We start from the raw sequence: 15,117 nt of genomic DNA, 5'->3' as shown, positions 1-15,117 counted from the left end.
CCGCGGCGCAATCGCGCTCAGAAGAGCCCGATCGGCCCCGGCGACCACGGCAGCTCCACCGCCTCGCCGATCGCGGGCGGCGCCACGCGGCGGAGCTTCCCGTCGCGCCACGCGAGGAGCACGAGCCCCGGGTCCTCGAGCGGCGCGCCGAGATCGACCTCGATCCGCGAGGGCCTCCCGTCCTCGACCGCGGCGACCCGGATCGTGGCGCCGCACTGGGCGACCTGGAAGCCCGCCTGGAGCGGCGCGGACGGCGCGCGGTACAGGGCCTCGAACGCGCCGGTCAGCATCGTCCGGCCGACCGGCGCGAGCGTGAACGACGACGGGCCGGTGCGCGTGAGGCGGTGCGGGGCCTTGGCCATCGAGAGCATCGACCAGCAGGACATGGCGTCGGGCGACTCCAGGGCGATGATCGTCGGGGGATACATGGACGCCATCGGATCCGACGAGGCGGCGAGGAAGACCCGCTTGCGTGGCGGCGCCCCGATCTCCGCGGTGCGGGCGACGTCCTCGATCTTCCGCGCCATGTCGGCGCTCGCGCGGGTGCCCGCGACGAACAGGATCGGCGCGAGCGCGACGTGCACGACCGCGAGCAGCCCCGCGCCGGCGCGCCGGCCAGCGGACGCGAGCCCGGGCGAGGCGCCGCGGCGGAGCCCGTGGAGCACGAGCACGGCGAGGAGCGGCGCGATCCCGAGGTTCGGCAGCAGCAGGAGGCGCGCCCCCGGGAAGCCCCCGAGGGTCGTGAAGAGCGCGAGCAACGCCCCGGGAACGAGCCAGCGCAGGGCGGCCCGCTCGCGCTCGGGGACGGCGGGGAGGCAAGCGCGGTAGAGCAGGGCGACGCCGGCCGCCGACGCGAGCCCGAGCGCGACGAAGGGCGCCCGGGGGAGCGCGTTGGACAGATCGGCGGGCACGGCCGCGATGGCGTTGCCGATCAGCGTGGGCACGCGCTCGGCGGCCGCGGCCGCGAACCGGAGCGGGGTGGCGAGCGGATCGACGTAACCGCCGGTGTGCGCGGCGCCGCCGCCGAAGGCCTTGTAGGCGGCGAAGTACGCGAGCAGGCCGACCGCCGGGAGCGCGCTGGCCGCGCGGGCGCGCCAGCCCGCCGCGCGGCCCTCCGGCGCGGGACCGAGGAGCTGGTAGGCGACCCAGTACGCCGCCCCGCCGAGCGCCGCCTCGCCGCCGAGGAGCCCGATCCCGAGCCCGAGCGGGCCGAGGTACCGCCCGGGGCGCCAGCCCTCCTCGCGGTAGCGGAGGTGGGCGAGCAGCCCGAGCACCACCGGGAGCGCCGCGAGCAGCAGGTGCTGGCACGAGATCCAGCCAACCGAGTTCATGTGGCTCTCGTTCACCGCGAAGATCAGCAGCGCGAGCGCCGCGGTCGCGCGCGGGAGCACCCGGAAGAAGAGCCTGCCGGCGGCCGCGACAAGGCCGACGTACAGCGCGATGGACACGACGTGATACCCGAGCGGCGCGTGGCCGAAGACCGCGCGCTCGAGCGTGATCAGCGCGCTCGTCAGGGGGCGGACCAGGTGGAGCTTGAGCTCCGGATCGGCCCACCACGGCATCCCGCCCAGGGCGATGCGCGCCTGCGTCGCGCGCGGGTCGCCGCTGAAGAAGTTGTAGAGATCGTACCAGGGCGGCGAGCCGGGAATCAGCCCCTCGAGATAACAGAGGAAGATGTAATCATCGCTGTAGAAGGCGATGGCGACGGTGGGCGCCGCCAGCGCGAGCGCGACGAACAGGACAGCTTTGAAGAAACGAGGGTGGCAGAGCCACCGCTCGGCGCGATCCGGCAAGCTCGTTTTCATTCCGCCTCGCCGGCATCCTTAGGGGGCCCGCCGCGCGGCGTGTAGATGGGAGCGGTCGATCCGCCGCGCGCCGACGGCCCTCAGCGCATGTCGTCGATGGCGCCGCGGATGAGCCGCACGAGGTCGCGCCGCATCTCGGCGGTCACCGTGTGGCCGACGTCCGGGTAGCTCTGCAGGCTCGCCTTGACCCCGAGCCCGCTCAGCGTCGCGATCGCGTCGCGGGTCGGGCCGAACGGCACGCGCCGGTCGGCGTCGCCGTGCAGCGCCACGAGCGCGGGAGTCGCCGGATCCACCGCGCTCCCGGCGGGCAGCACCGCGGCGGGCACCCAGCCGCTCACGGGGAAGGCCGCGCCGACGACGCGCGGGTGGCGCAGCGCGAGCGCGAAGCTGAGCGCGCCGCCCTGGGAAAAGCCGGTCACGACGGCCTTGCCGCGCGTCGGCCGCTCGGCGGCGATCCGCTCGAGCGTCGCCGCGAGCGCCCCGGCCGCGCGCAAGATGCCCTGTCCCACATCGTCGCTCCCGAGCGCCTGCTGGAGCGGAAACCACGAATAGCCGTCATGGTACGGCGTGAGCCCGCGCGGCACGATGAGGCGCGCCTTGAAGTCGGCGCCCGAGAGCAGCCCCGCGAACGACTCGGGCCTGTCGCCGAGCCCGTGAATCGCGACGACGATCGGGAGCGCCTCGCTCCGGTCCGCGCCGCCCGTGATCTCCTCGAGGTACTCGACCGCGGCGGCGGGGGCCGTCGCGCTCGCGGGCGGCGCCGCCGGAGGCGGCTGCGACCCGGCGCCCGCCGCGACGCCGCCCCCGGGCGGCGCCGCCCGCCGCTCGCACGCCGCGAGCGAGACGAGCAGCGCGAGCGCAGGCCAGGCGGAGCGGCGGCGGAGGTGAGAGGGGCGCATGGAGGAGAGCGTGCTGAATCGTCTGCTCGGCAGCAACAGCGAACTTACCTCGGAGGTGACGCCGCGCCCTCCCCGGCAGGAGCAACGAGTCCTCGAGATCTCCCGCGATCTCCGGCGTTCACCGGAGATCAGCCGCGCGAGAGCGCGAATCTGGCGCGGTTGGATTTGTCTGCTTCAGGGCGATCATCGGCCTCGTCCCGGAAAAAAGGGCCTTTGGGGTTGTTAGTAAAGAGTGCTTCCAACATAACAAGATGGAGCTGCTTATCGGGAGAATTCGATGAACTCACTGGCTTATCGATTGACCAGCTCCTCGCGATGGCGGCGGGCGCTCGGCGCAGGGGTGAGCGTCGCTGCGCTCCTGCTCTCGGGGTGTACGGGCTCCGTGGGGGACGCGGACGGGGAGGAGGGCGGCGGCCCTGCGCCGGGCGGCTCGACGGGCGGCGCGGCAGGGGCGCAGGTCGCCGAGCGCAGCATGTTCCCGCGGCTGAGCCACGCGCAGTGGGAGAACACGGTGCGCGACCTCCTGCGCCTCGACGACAGGCCCGGCCTCTCGGCCTCGTTCACCACCGATCCGCTCGGCGGCGTGTTCGACAACAACGAGGCCGCGCTCCAGGTGACGCCGGGGCTCTGGGGCGATTACCAGCGGGCCGCCGAGGAGCTCGCGGCCATGGTGGTCGACGACGAGGGCAAGCTGGGCCGGCTCCTCCCCGCCGATCTGCCGGCCGAGCCGGAGGCGCGGGCGCAGGCGTTCATCGAGCGGTTCGGCGAGCGGGCGTTCCGCCGCGCGCTCACGGCCGAGGAGCGGGGCGAGTACCTCGCGCTGTTCCGCCGGGGCACGGAGCTCTACGAGGGGGAGGAGCCGTTTGCCGCGGGCGTGCGCGCGGCGCTCGAGGCGTTCCTGCAGTCACCCCATTTCGTCTACCGCGTCGAGGTCGGCGCGGGGCCGGCGAGCGGCGGGCTCATCCCGCTGAGCGGATACGAGATCGCGACGAAGCTCGCGTTCCTCTTCTGGAACACGATGCCCTCCGACGAGCTCCTGGCCGCGGCGCAGGCGGGCGAGCTCTCGACCCCGGAGGGCGTCCGCGCGTACGCGGAGCGCATGCTGGACGACCCGCGGGCCCGCGAGGTCGTCGGCGCGTTCCACCGCCAGCTCTACGACTACGAGATGTACCACGACCTCAACAAGGACCAGGCGCTCTTCCCCGAGTTCGTCCCCGAGATGGGCGACGCCATGCAGCGCGAGGCGGAGCTGTTCGTGGACCACGTCGTGTTCGACAAGGAGGGCGGGCTCACCGACCTGCTCACCTCGCGCACCGCGTTCGTGAACGGCGACCTCGCGGCGGTCTACGGCGTCGAAGGCGAATTCGCGAACGAATTCAAGCAGGTGGAGCTCGACGCGGCCCAGCGCTCGGGGCTGCTCACGCGGCTCGGCTTCCTCGCGGCCAAGGCGACGGCGCGGCAGCCCGACTCCATCCACCGCGGCGTCTTCGTGAACCTCAGGATCCTCTGCGCCACGCTGCCGTCGCCGCCCGACAACGCGACCGGGCTGCCGCCGGGCGAGAAGGCGACCAACCGCGAGCGCGTCGAGGCGCACACCGGCAAGGGCACGTGCGGCGAGGCGTGCCACGCCACGCTCATCAACCCTGCCGGGTTCGCGTTCGAGCATTACGACGCGATCGGCAAGCACCGGACGACCGACAACGGGACGCCGGTCAACGCCGCCGACGCGTACTGGTTCGGCGGCGAGCCGCGGACGTACGCGGATGCCGTCGAGTTCAGCCGGCTCCTCGCCGAGAGCAGCGAGGCGCACGCGTGTTACGCGAAGCACTGGGTCGAGTTCGCCCAGGGCCGCGACGCGCGCGCGAAGGACCAGGCGTTCATCAAGGAGCTCGGCGAGGCGTCGCGCGGCGGCGCCTCGACCCGGGAGCTCATCCTCCGGATCGTCTCCTCCACTCCCTTCCTCGCTCGTGTCCCCGCGGAGGCGCAATGATCACCCGACGACGTGTGCTTCGAGGCCTGTTTGGCGTCACGGTCGCGCTCCCGTTCCTGGAGACCTTCGCGCCCCGGCGCGCCGCGGCCGGCGCGGGCGACGTGCCGCCCTTCGCGATCTTCATGCGCCAGGCGAACGGCGTGGCGCAGGCGGTCGGCGACGAGCCCGAGATGTTCTGGCCCAGGGAGACAGGCGCGGTGTCCGCCGAGACGATGGCGCAGGACAGCGACAGGGCGGTGAGCGAGCTCAAGGATCACGCGAGCAAGCTGATCCTCGTGCGCGGCGTCAAGTTCGCGTTCCAGGGCAACGGGTGCGGCCACTCCGGCGGCGGCAACCAGTGCCTCACGGCGGCGCGCGTGTCGGACGACCCGTCGGGCAACGAGTCGCTCGCGATGGGCGAGTCGATCGACAACCGCATCGCGAGCGAGCTCAACCCGCCCGGCGTCGAGCCGCTGACGCTCTACGCGGGCAGGATGGCCGGCTACATCAACGAGGTGCTCTCGTACCGCGGGCCGAAGCAGCTCCGCGCCGCCGAGCGCAACCCGTTCAACGCGTACCAGAAGCTCTTCGGGCTCGTCCAGGCGGACGCCGAGGCGACGAAGGCGCTCGCCGCGCGCCGCGCCAGCGTGAACGACCTGGTCCGCGGGCAGATGCAGGCGCTGATGAGCCGGAGCGACCTCAGCAAGAGCGATCGCGCGCGGCTGGAGCTCCACTTCGACAGCATCCGCGACCTCGAGGTCTCGATGGCGTGCGAGCTCCCGGCGGAGCGGGTCGCCGAGATGGAGGCGATCGCCCCGAAGGCGGGCAGCAACGACAACGTGGAGGTCGTCGCCCGCATGCAGCTGGACATCATCGCGCTCGCGATGGCGTGCGGCGTGACGCGCGCCGCGACGCTCCAGGTGGGCGACGGCAACGACGGGACCGAGTACACGATCGGCGGCGTGCGGCAGAAGAGCTTCCACAAGATCTCGCACCGCATCGACAGCGACGGCGCCGAGGGCCCGCCGATCGAGGGCGCCCAGGAGCTGCACCACCAGATCGACCGCATCCACGGGCGCATCTTCAAGCACCTGCTCGACCGGCTCGCGGCCTACGAGCTCGGCTCGGGGACGCTGCTCGACCACGGCGTGGCCGTGTGGCTCAACGACCTCGGCGACAAGTACCACTCGTACAGGAAGGTCCCGTACATCCTCGCCGGCGGCGCCGCCGGCTACCTCAAGACGGGCCAGTTCGTCGACGTGAACATCACCAACAACAAGCTGCTCAACACGATCGGCGCGGCCGTCGGCTGCACCAACGGCCAGGGCGGCCCGCTCGACGACTTCGGCGACGAGAGCCTGGAGGGCGGGCTCGTCGGCGAGATCCTGAAGGCCTGAGCGCGTCGTCAGCCGCGCGCCCCGCGCCCCGCCCGTCCGGGGCGCGGGGCTGACGACGCGCGGGCTCTGCCGCTCAGGAGAGGAGCTCGACCGCGACCTCGACCGTGGTCTTCTGGCCGTTGCGGAGCAGGTCGACCTTCACCTTCTCGCCCGGCTTCTTGCTGTCGAGCGCGTTGTAGAGCGCGTCGTAGTCGGGGACCGGCGTGCCGTCGATGCCGACGATCACGTCGCCCAGCACGAGCCCGCGGTCGCCCTCGGAGAGGCCGCGCAGGCCGGCCTTCTCGGCGGGGCCGCCCGGGACGACGCCCATCACGATGACGCCGCGGATGCCGTTGCGGCGCTCGAGGCGGTGGGCCGGGTCGAGCTGGATGCCGAGGCCGACCTGCTCGGCCTTCCCGGTCCTGATGATCTGCGGGACGACCCGCGCGATCGTCGTCGAGGGCACGGCGAAGCCGATGCCGGCGGACGCGCCGCTCTTCGAGAAGATCATCGTGTTCATGCCGATGAGGTGTCCGCTCGAGTCGAGCAGCGGGCCGCCGGAGTTGCCGGGGTTGATGGCGGCGTCGGTCTGGATCATGTCGCGGATGGTCACGCCGCCCGCGCCCTCGACCTGGCGCCCGAGCGCGCTGATGATCCCCGTGGTCAGCGTGTGATCGAGGCCGTACGGGTTGCCGATCGCGATCGCCTTCTGCCCGACCTCCAGCGGCTCGCGCAGCGGCGCGACCTGGATCGGCTTGAGCATCTCCTTCGGCGCGTCGATCTTGAGCACCGCGATGTCCTTGCGCGGCTCGACGCCGACGATCTTCGCCGGGAACGTCTTCTCCCCCTCGAGCCGGACGATGAGCGACTGGGCGTTGTCCACGACGTGGAAGTTGGTGACGATGTGCCCGTCGGCGTCCCAGACGAAGCCCGAGCCGGAGCCGGCGGGCACCTCGACAGCGGTCCCCCAGAAGCGGTCCACCACGAGGCGCTTCTGCGTCACGAACACCGTCGCGGGGGCGACCTCGCGGAACACGGAGATGGTGTTGCGCTCGTCCTCGATGAGCGCGCCCTTCGTGGGCGGCGGGACGGGGGGCGGCAGCACGTCGATCGTCGAGGGCGTCGGGGGCGCGTCCGGGACCTTCGTCGCGCTCGGCGACTGGGGGTCGCCGGGGGTGGGCCTCTCCTTGCATCCCGGGGCGACGACGAGGGCAGCGGCGAGCGCGGCGACGGCGATCGAGGCTGAGAGTCGGGCGTGTTCGCGGTGGCGCATGCAGCCCAATCTAGCCTGCGATCGGCGGGGCGTCTCCTTTGCGGCGCCCGGGGGGGCCAGGCGGCGCGGCAGTCTGCCGCGCGCAACGGATGCGCGGGAGCGAGGACGGCGGCCCGGCGCGGCGGCGACCGATCGGATCCGAGATGCAAACGGGCGAAGTTGCGGTAGAGGTGGCCCTGACGGATGAAGCCCATGACCTCCTCTTCAACGAAGTTTCAGACCACCCCCCCGGCCGTGAAGGAGCCCGTCAAGGTGCTCCTGCTCGAGAACATCCACCAGAGCGCACACGAGCTCTTTCGGTCTCGGTCGTTCGAGATCGAGACGCGGAGCTCCGCGCTGAAGGAGGACGAGCTCATCGCCGCGCTCGCGGGGGTGGACGTCGTCGGCATCCGGAGCAAGACGCACGTGACGGCGCGCGTCCTGGAGAAGGCCGACAAGCTGCTCGCCATCGGCTGCTTCTGCATCGGCACGAACCAGGTCGATCTGGACGCGGCGAACCGGCGCGGGGTGCCGGTGTTCAACGCGCCGTTCAGCAACACGCGCAGCGTCGCCGAGATGATCATCGCCGAGTGCGTCATGCTGGCCCGGCAGCTCGGCGACAGGTCGCGCGAGGTGCACGCCGGCACCTGGAAGAAGGTCTCGAAGGCCTGCTACGAGATCCGCGGCAAGACGATCGGCCTCATCGGCTACGGCCACATCGGCCAGCAGCTCGGCGTGCTCGCCGAGGCGATGGGCATGCGCGTGGTCTACTACGACATCGCGCAGAAGCTCCCGATGGGCAACAACCGCCCGCTGCCGACGCTCGAGGCGCTGCTCGCGGAGTCGGACTACGTGTCGCTGCACGTGCCGGCGACGCCGGAGACGCACAACATGATCGGCGCGGCCGAGCTCGCGCACATGCGCAAGGGGTCGTACCTGCTGAACGCGAGCCGCGGGACGGTGGTGGTGATCCCGGCGCTGGCCGAGGCGCTGAAGAGCGGGCACCTCGCGGGCGCGGCGATCGACGTGTACCCGGAGGAGCCGGAGTCGAACTCCGACGGGTTCCACACGGAGCTGCAGAAGCTGTCGAACGTGATCCTGACGCCGCACATCGGCGGGTCGACCGAGGAGGCGCAGGAGGCCATCGGGCGCGAGGTGTCGCGGGCGCTGACGCAGTTCGCGACGACGGGTGCGACGACGGGGGCAGTGAACTTCCCGAACGTCGAGCTGCCGCCGCTCAAGGGCACGCACCGCGTCCTCAACGTGCACCGCAACGTGCCCGGCGTGCTCCGCGACGTGAACCGCATCGTGTCGGACGTGAACGCCAACATCGACAGCCAGGTCCTGTCGACGGACGCGAACATCGGCTACCTCATCATGGACCTGTCGCAGGACGTGTCGGCGGAGGTGAGCCGGCGTATCGGAGCGCTCGAGACGAGCATCCGGACGCGCGTGCTGTACTGAGACGCCCACAACGGGATCGAAGCAGCCCGACGGGCGGCGAGGGTGTTGTTCGGGGGGGGCGCGGGGGCCCCGCCGAGCTCGCCTGAGACGTTCGTCCACCGACGTGCTCCGCGCGCCGGTGGACGAACGTCAATTGGGCTCGGACATCGGCCCGTCCCCCGCGCCCCCCCGAACAACACCCTCGCCGCCGGCCTACGGTGATCGATGGGGGTGAGAGCCGGTCGCCAGGGGACAACGTGAGTTGCTGACGAGCGGTGGACGCCGTCGGATGCGACGGTTGATGCGCGAGGAGCGGCGGATCACGAGCCGCAAGGCCTGCATCATTGTCCGGTCTTACCTTACAATGACGTATCGAAAATGCCGATTCACAAGCGAATCGGCGTGGCGCAACCTCAGGGGCTAATCGAGGCGAGGTGACCGGGGGACTGGCCGCGCAGGGGCGGCAGGACCGGGGCTCGCTTGCTTGACCTGGAGGACTTGCGATGAAGATCGAGAGGCTCTTCAACGTGCTGATCGTGAGCGGCGCGGCCGTGGGACTCGCCGCTTGCAGCGACGACGGCGGCGGCGCGAGCGGCGGAGCCGGCGCAGCGGGGAGCACGGGTGCGACGAGCGGGGGCGCCAGCAGCGGCGGGCAGGGCGGGGGCGCCAGCAGCGGCGGGGGCGGGGACGGCGGTGAAGGGGGCGCGGCCACGGGCAGCGGGGGTGCGGCCACGGACAGCGGGGGCGGTGGCGCGGCGGCGGGGAGCGGTGGCGCGAGCGCCACCGCCGGCAGCGGCGGGGTCGACGGCACGGGAGGCGCGAGCAGCCTGAACTGCTCGCAGCCGCCCGCGCCGCAAGACGCGTGCGGCTGTCCCTGCTGCTGGATGACCGGGTGCCTCAACACCGAGCCGTGCTGCGCAGCGTTCTGTGCGGCCGGCAACAACGGCGCGGGGTGCTGCGGTGGCTGACGGCCCGGACGGGGCGCGCGGGGCCGCGGCGGGGGTCTGGAGGAGCCGGACGTGCGCGGAGCTCGAGGCGGCGGCGCGGTTCTCGCGGCTCGCGGAGCAGCTCGCGGCGGCCGGCGCCGTGGCGCCCGTCGTCGCCATGGCGCGCGCGGCAGCCGAGGACGAGCGGCGCCACGCGGACCTGTGCGCAGCGCTCGCGGCCGAGCTCGGCGGCGCGGCCTTCACCCCGCCCGCGGTCGCGACGGCGCAGGAGGTGGCGCCACGCGCGCTCGGGACGCGCGAGCGGCTGCTCTACGAGGTCGTCGCGATGTCGTGCGTCACCGAGACGCTCAGCGCGGCGCTCCTCGGCGAGATGGTCGAGCGCGCGACCGACCCGCTCGCGCGCGAGACCATGCAGCAGATCCTCCGCGACGAGGTGGACCACGCGCGGCTCGGCTGGGCACACCTCGCGGCCGAACGGCAGCGCGGATGCGCAGACGTCATCGGCCAACACCTCCCCGCCATGCTCGCCGGCACCGTGCACGAAGAGGTGTTCTCGTCATGGCCCGAGCACCCGGCGCAAGAGACGCTGTCGGGCCTCGGCGCCCTCGGCCGCGGCGAACGCCGGCGGATCTTCGACGAGACCATGCGCCTCGTGGTCTTCCCCGGGCTGCGGCGCTTCGGGATCGACACGGGACGAGGCGAGCAGTGGCTCGCCGAGCGGCTCGGGTGACGAGGCCCCGGCGAGGCGAGGGACCTCACCGGAGCCACAGGATCGCGGCGAAACCCCGGACGGGCCGGCGCGGCGCCCTCGTCAGGCCGCGACCTCGAGCCGGCCCCGCTCGCCCCGGCGCGAGGCCGGGTCGTCGCCCGAGAAGACGATCGTGAACACGACGAACGCAGCCCACAGCGCCGCCAGGTGATAGAGCATCGCGACCCCGCCCTCCGCCTCGTAGAGGGCGCTCGACGCGGGGGGGCCGAGGAGCATCCCCGCGGCGTAAAAGACGTTGTAGAGCGAGTTCGCGCGGGCGTAGTCGCGCGGGGCGGTGACCACGCCCTGGAGCGCCAGGCTCAGCGGCGAGATCGACGCGAGCGTCGCGCCCGCGATGAACACCGCGACGCACATCGCCGCATACTGATCGAGGTACACGAAGCCGAGGATCATCAGCGTGCCGACCACGCCGAGCACGCGCATGAGGGACAGGTGACCGCGGCGGTCGCCGATGCGGCCGAAGACGTTGGTGAACGAGAGCATCCCCACCGCGAAATAGGCGGGGATGAGGATCGTCTGCTCGAGCGTGACGCCCTTCGAGGCCATCAGGTAAAGCGGGAGGAACAGGACGACCGACGCCTGGAAATAGCCGTAGGCGAAGGTCGCGAAGCACGCGGTCTTGATGCGCCAGAGGATCGAGGCGGAGGACGCGGGCGGCTCCGCGCCGGGGAGCGCGCCGGCCTCGCCGTGCGCCGCCGCCTCGGGCGGGTCGCGGTCGAGGCGCGCGAGCACGAGCAGCGCGGAGGCCGCCGAGATGACGCACGAGATCACGAACGCCGACGGCATCGAGGAGAGCGCGACGATGCCCTTCGCGGAGAGCGGGCCGAGGACGTAGCCGAGCGCCATCGCGACGGCATAAAGGCTCGTGACGAACGCCTTGTTGTCCTTGTCCGACCGGGCGAGCAGGATCGTCTCGCAGCTCACCCAGATGCCGACCGAGCACGCGCCGTCGAGGAAGCGGACCGCCGCGATGGAGGCGAAGCCCGGCAGGAAAGGGAAGACGCCGACCGCCGCCGCGTACCCGGCCAGCGAGAGGACCAGCGTCGCCTTCGCCGAGAACCGGCGGATGAGCGCGCCCATCGGGAGCGAGAGCAGGACGATGCCGAGCGCGAAGCACGACGCGAGCAGCCCGATGTCGCGCTTGTTGAAGCCGCGCGCGTCGAGGAACACCGCGGTGAGCGAGATCGCGATGCCGTACGCGAGCCCGAGCAGGAAGATCGCGCCGTAGATGAGCCAGATATTCCGATCAGGGATGCGGCGGAGCATGATCGCCCGGCAGGTTCGATCGGCCGCTCCGCCGTGTCAAACAGGTCCGTGGCGGCGGAAAGCCGCTTTGCCGCCGCGTGTGCGGGCGTGCGCGCGGCCGTCGCCCGCCTGCGCCTCGCCGGAGGAGCGCGCGGCGCGGGCCTCACCGCAGGAAGTCGAGGAGGAGCTGATTGACCTTCTCCGGCCGATCGTAGTGCGCGAAATGGCTCGCGTCGGGGATGCGGACGAGCCGGACGTTGGGGGCCAGCTCCGGATCGGGCACGGCGACCTCGGGGCCGAGGTAGCGGTCGTGCTCACCCCAGATGATCAGCACGGGCGCGTCGACGCGGGGTGGTTTGCCGGACTCCAGCAGGCTGCTCGGGCGGAACGCGGCGCGGTAGTAGTTGATCGTGGCCGTGAGCGCGCCCGGCTGCGACCACGCTTCGAGGTAACGCGCGAGATCGTCCTCGGTGACCGCGCCCGGGCGACACGGGTCGTCCTTCACCGACGCGCGGAACAACGCGTAATCGGTCGACCGTAGGAGCAGCTCGGGCAGCTTCGGGATCTGGAAGAAGAACATGTACCAGCTCTTGCGGAGCTGCCGTGGCGTGCGGAGCGCGGCGAGCATCGTCGCGGGGTGAGGGCCGTTGATGATGACCAGCCGCTCGAGGAGGTCGGGATACCGCATCGCGAACGGCCAGGCGACGCCGGCGCCCCAGTCGTGGCCGACCACGGCCGCGGCGCGCTCCACGCCCGCAGCCTGGATGAGCGCCGCCACGTCCGCGGTCAGCTCGCTGCTCGCGTACGCCGCGACGCCAGCGGGCTTGTCCGAGAGGTTGTAGCCGCGCATGTCCGGCGCGATCACGCGATATCCCGCCTCGACGAGCGCGGGGATCTGATGCCGCCACGAGTACCAGAACTCGGGAAAGCCGTGCAGGAGCACGACGAGCGGCCCCTCGCCCGCCTCGACGTAGTGAAGGCGGACGCCGCTTCGTTCGGTGAACCGGTGCGATAGCTTGGACTCGTCGAGCTTCATCGTCTCTTCCTTCCGCAGGTCGGCCGCCGGTGCCCCGGGGCAGGTCGCGCGCTGAGATTTCCTGTCGATCGACGTCGCACGTCGCACGCCGCACGCCGCACGCCGCACGCCGCACGCCGCACGCCGCACGCCGCACGCCGCACGCCGCGGTTCTATCACGAAGCCAATCGACGAAACGCCACCGTGGCGGGCGCGACGTCGCGAATGAATGAGGGGCGCACGAGATGCGGCGCCGCGGCCGACTCCCGGGACGGATCAGGCCCGCCGGCGCAGCGCCTCGTCGAGCCGGTCCCCGAGGCGCAGCGCGCTCGCGCGGCCGCCGCCCTGGAGGGCCGCCACGATCGCGCTCCGGGTGCGGTGCCTGTCGCAGATCGCCCGGAGTTCGTCCCGGTCGAGCAGGCGATCCACGGTGATCTCCGCCATCACCGGATAGGCCAGGTCGTGCGTGAGCACGCCGAACCGCACCTCCACCTCGGGCGGCGACGCCTCGCGGCCGTCGGGCGCGAGGACCCGCACGGCGGGCGGCTGCTGGAAGGACACGAGCACGCGCTGGGCGCTCCACCCCAGGAAGACCCAGGCCCTTGTCTTCCGGCGCTCGCGGTCGTGGAAGACGGGCACCATCATCCGGGCGTCGCGGCCGAGGTCGCGATCCTCCAGCGCGCTCCAGCGCCGGAACGCCTGCGCATCGTGCTCGCGCCCGCGCCCCGACCCGAGCGCGCCGTCCCGGTCCGGCAGGAGGCCCATGGCCGCGCACGCGGCGCGGAACGCCGGATCCATGGCCTCGTCGAGCGACATCCCGAGATCGCGCGCGACGGCGGCGGCGGCGCCGAAGAACAGGCCCTCCACCTGGGCGAGCTCCTCCGAGAGCGGGAGATCGACGGGCCCCTCGGGCGTGAGGCGCGCGATGCGGGCGAGCGCGTCCGCGCCGAACGCGCCCTCGAGCACCTGGCGGACGAAGCGGTACCCGAGCGCGCGGCGGAGGAAATACGACGCCGTGGGCTCGGCGGCGAGCTCGGGCAGGACGTCGACAACGACGCCCGGACGGCGGCGCACGAACGGCGGGGCGCAGCTCAGCGCGGGGACGGCGAGCTGCTTGACGTGCGTCTCGCGCGTGAGCGCGAGGATCCCCTGGAACAGCTCCAGCAGGAGCTCGCGGTACCGGCGCTCGAGCGACACGCGCGGCGCCTCGGACGCGCGCTCCGGCGCGACGAGCGGCTCGAGCGACCATGTCTGGTAGTCGTACCAGCCCGAGCTGGACGTCGGCCGGAGGTCCACGCCGCCGTCGCGGATGCGCGCCGCGAGCTCGCCCACCAGATCGAACCCCTCGGGGACCGGCTGATCCTCGAAGAGCTTCATCGCCAGGTCGGTCTCGAGCGAGCGCGACGGCGGGAAGATCGCGTGCGCGGGCCCCACCTCGACCCGGCCGCGATCCAGCGAGCGGAGCACGGGCGTGAGGTCCGGCATGTCCAGCGGGCCCGTGAGCCGCGACGCGAGGGCGAGCATGCCCTCGTACGTGGTCCGCGCGGCCGCCTCCTCGCGGAGGACGCGGGCGAGCGCCTCGATCGGGCCGGGATCGCGCAGCGGCGTCTGGAGCAGCCGGTCCTGCTGGAAGACGCGCCGGAGCGGCTCGCTCCACGTGTAGACGCCGAGCGGCTTCGAGCGGCGCTCGTCCGGGAGGAACTCGTCGAGCAGGCGCGCGACGTCGGCCGCGAGCGGGCGCGGCACCTCCGGGGCGACCCCGCCGAGCCGCGCCGCGGCGAGCAGCAGCGCAGCCGGGGCCGCGGGCGAGCCGTGGGCCAGCGAGGCGAGCCACGTCTCCAGCAGGTACGCCTTGCCGCGCAGCAGCCCGGCGCCCCGCTGCGCGGCGAGCTCCACCGCCGCGATCAGCCCGTCGTCGAACTGCTTGGCCTTCTGCGCGAGCATCGCCGCGGAGACCATGCGCGACGGGAGCCGGGCCGCCCGGAGCGTGGGGAAGAGCTCGGGCTCGCCGTCCTCGGCGCCGTACTCGGCGGGGACAGAGAGGCACAGCGCCTGACGCGAGAGATCGGCCTCGACCCGGTACCCCTCGACCACCCAGGAGCGCGTCGCCGACGGCGGGAAGCGCCCGGTCGGCCCGGGACGGCTCGCTTCCTCCGTCGCTGCCGGCGGGCAGGGCGCGGGCGGATCGGACGCCTCTCGGGGCGGGAGCAGTGCTTCCGTCCGGGCCTGAGGGGCACGCCATCGCCTGAGCCAGTCGAACACTCCCATACGTATCTCAGGGAGTATGACCGCGCGCGCACCCCTGGGCGACGCCGCTCCAGCATGGCGATGCGGGTCGCCGAAGCCACGGTGGCATCGACGGAGTCAACGGCGGCCGGGGGCGATCGGGAGCAGCGG

The 15,117-nt window shown here is 72.6% G+C and carries 11 protein-coding genes; 5 read left to right on the top strand and 6 right to left on the bottom strand.

The features are described 5' to 3' along the window. Positions 1-17: 17 nt before the first annotated feature. Together WME96_RS21760 and WME96_RS21755 are read right to left on the bottom strand one after the other, a co-directional pair. On the bottom strand, positions 18-1,805 hold the full coding sequence (locus tag WME96_RS21760; protein WP_437292010.1) for a hypothetical protein: 1,788 nt from the start codon (positions 1,803-1,805) through the stop codon (positions 18-20). Positions 1,806-1,885: 80 nt separating this feature from the next. Further along, positions 1,886-2,704, bottom strand: coding sequence for an alpha/beta hydrolase (locus WME96_RS21755; protein WP_437292009.1), 819 nt, complete (start codon positions 2,702-2,704; stop codon positions 1,886-1,888). A gap of 277 nt (positions 2,705-2,981) precedes the next feature. Between WME96_RS21755 and WME96_RS21750 the strand changes: the two genes are divergently transcribed. Further along, the gene (locus WME96_RS21750; RefSeq protein ID WP_437292008.1) at positions 2,982-4,694 is read left to right on the top strand and encodes a DUF1592 domain-containing protein; all 1,713 of its coding nucleotides are present in this window, start codon (positions 2,982-2,984) and stop codon (positions 4,692-4,694) included. Positions 4,695-4,708: 14 nt separating this feature from the next. After that, on the top strand, positions 4,709-6,070 hold the full coding sequence (locus WME96_RS21745; protein WP_437292007.1) for a DUF1552 domain-containing protein: 1,362 nt from the start codon (positions 4,709-4,711) through the stop codon (positions 6,068-6,070). Between the two features lie 73 nt (positions 6,071-6,143). On the opposite strand, the gene WME96_RS21740 is transcribed toward WME96_RS21745, so the two are convergent. Next, entirely contained in the window at positions 6,144-7,322 is a 1,179-nt protein-coding gene (locus tag WME96_RS21740; protein WP_437292006.1) for a S1C family serine protease, read from the bottom strand. Positions 7,323-7,505: 183 nt separating this feature from the next. Here WME96_RS21740 and serA point away from each other — a divergent pair, with 183 nt between their 5' ends. From serA to WME96_RS21725, 3 genes are all read left to right on the top strand, one after another. Continuing rightward, positions 7,506-8,765 (top strand): phosphoglycerate dehydrogenase, encoded by a 1,260-nt coding sequence (serA, locus tag WME96_RS21735; RefSeq protein ID WP_437292005.1) that lies wholly within the window; start codon positions 7,506-7,508, stop codon positions 8,763-8,765. 482 nt (positions 8,766-9,247) lie between these two features. Then, positions 9,248-9,712 (top strand): hypothetical protein, encoded by a 465-nt coding sequence (locus WME96_RS21730; RefSeq protein ID WP_437292004.1) that lies wholly within the window; start codon positions 9,248-9,250, stop codon positions 9,710-9,712. Further along, complete coding sequence (locus WME96_RS21725; RefSeq protein ID WP_437292003.1) at positions 9,705-10,421, top strand: ferritin-like domain-containing protein; 717 nt, start codon at positions 9,705-9,707, stop codon at positions 10,419-10,421. Before WME96_RS21730 ends, WME96_RS21725 begins: the two co-directional genes overlap by 8 nt. 81 nt (positions 10,422-10,502) lie before the next feature. Here WME96_RS21725 and WME96_RS21720 read toward each other — a convergent pair whose 3' ends face one another. The 3 genes from WME96_RS21720 to WME96_RS21710 form a co-directional block, all read right to left on the bottom strand. Continuing rightward, positions 10,503-11,726 carry an MFS transporter gene (locus tag WME96_RS21720; RefSeq protein ID WP_437292002.1) on the bottom strand — a complete coding sequence of 408 codons (1,224 nt, stop codon included), beginning with the start codon at positions 11,724-11,726 and terminating at the stop codon, positions 10,503-10,505. Positions 11,727-11,868: 142 nt separating this feature from the next. Next, positions 11,869-12,741, bottom strand: coding sequence for an alpha/beta fold hydrolase (locus tag WME96_RS21715; protein WP_437292001.1), 873 nt, complete (start codon positions 12,739-12,741; stop codon positions 11,869-11,871). A 255-nt stretch (positions 12,742-12,996) separates the two neighbouring features. Further along, positions 12,997-14,814, bottom strand: coding sequence for a hypothetical protein (locus tag WME96_RS21710; RefSeq protein WP_437292000.1), 1,818 nt, complete (start codon positions 14,812-14,814; stop codon positions 12,997-12,999). Positions 14,815-15,117 lie beyond the last annotated feature (303 nt).

It is taken from the genome of Sorangium sp. So ce406, assembly GCF_051474675.1.
In the GTDB taxonomy this organism is placed as follows: domain Bacteria; phylum Myxococcota_A; class Polyangia; order Polyangiales; family Polyangiaceae; genus Sorangium; species Sorangium cellulosum_G.
The sequence above is the reverse complement of the archived record's forward strand: the minus strand, read 5'-3'. Positions and strand labels throughout refer to the sequence as shown.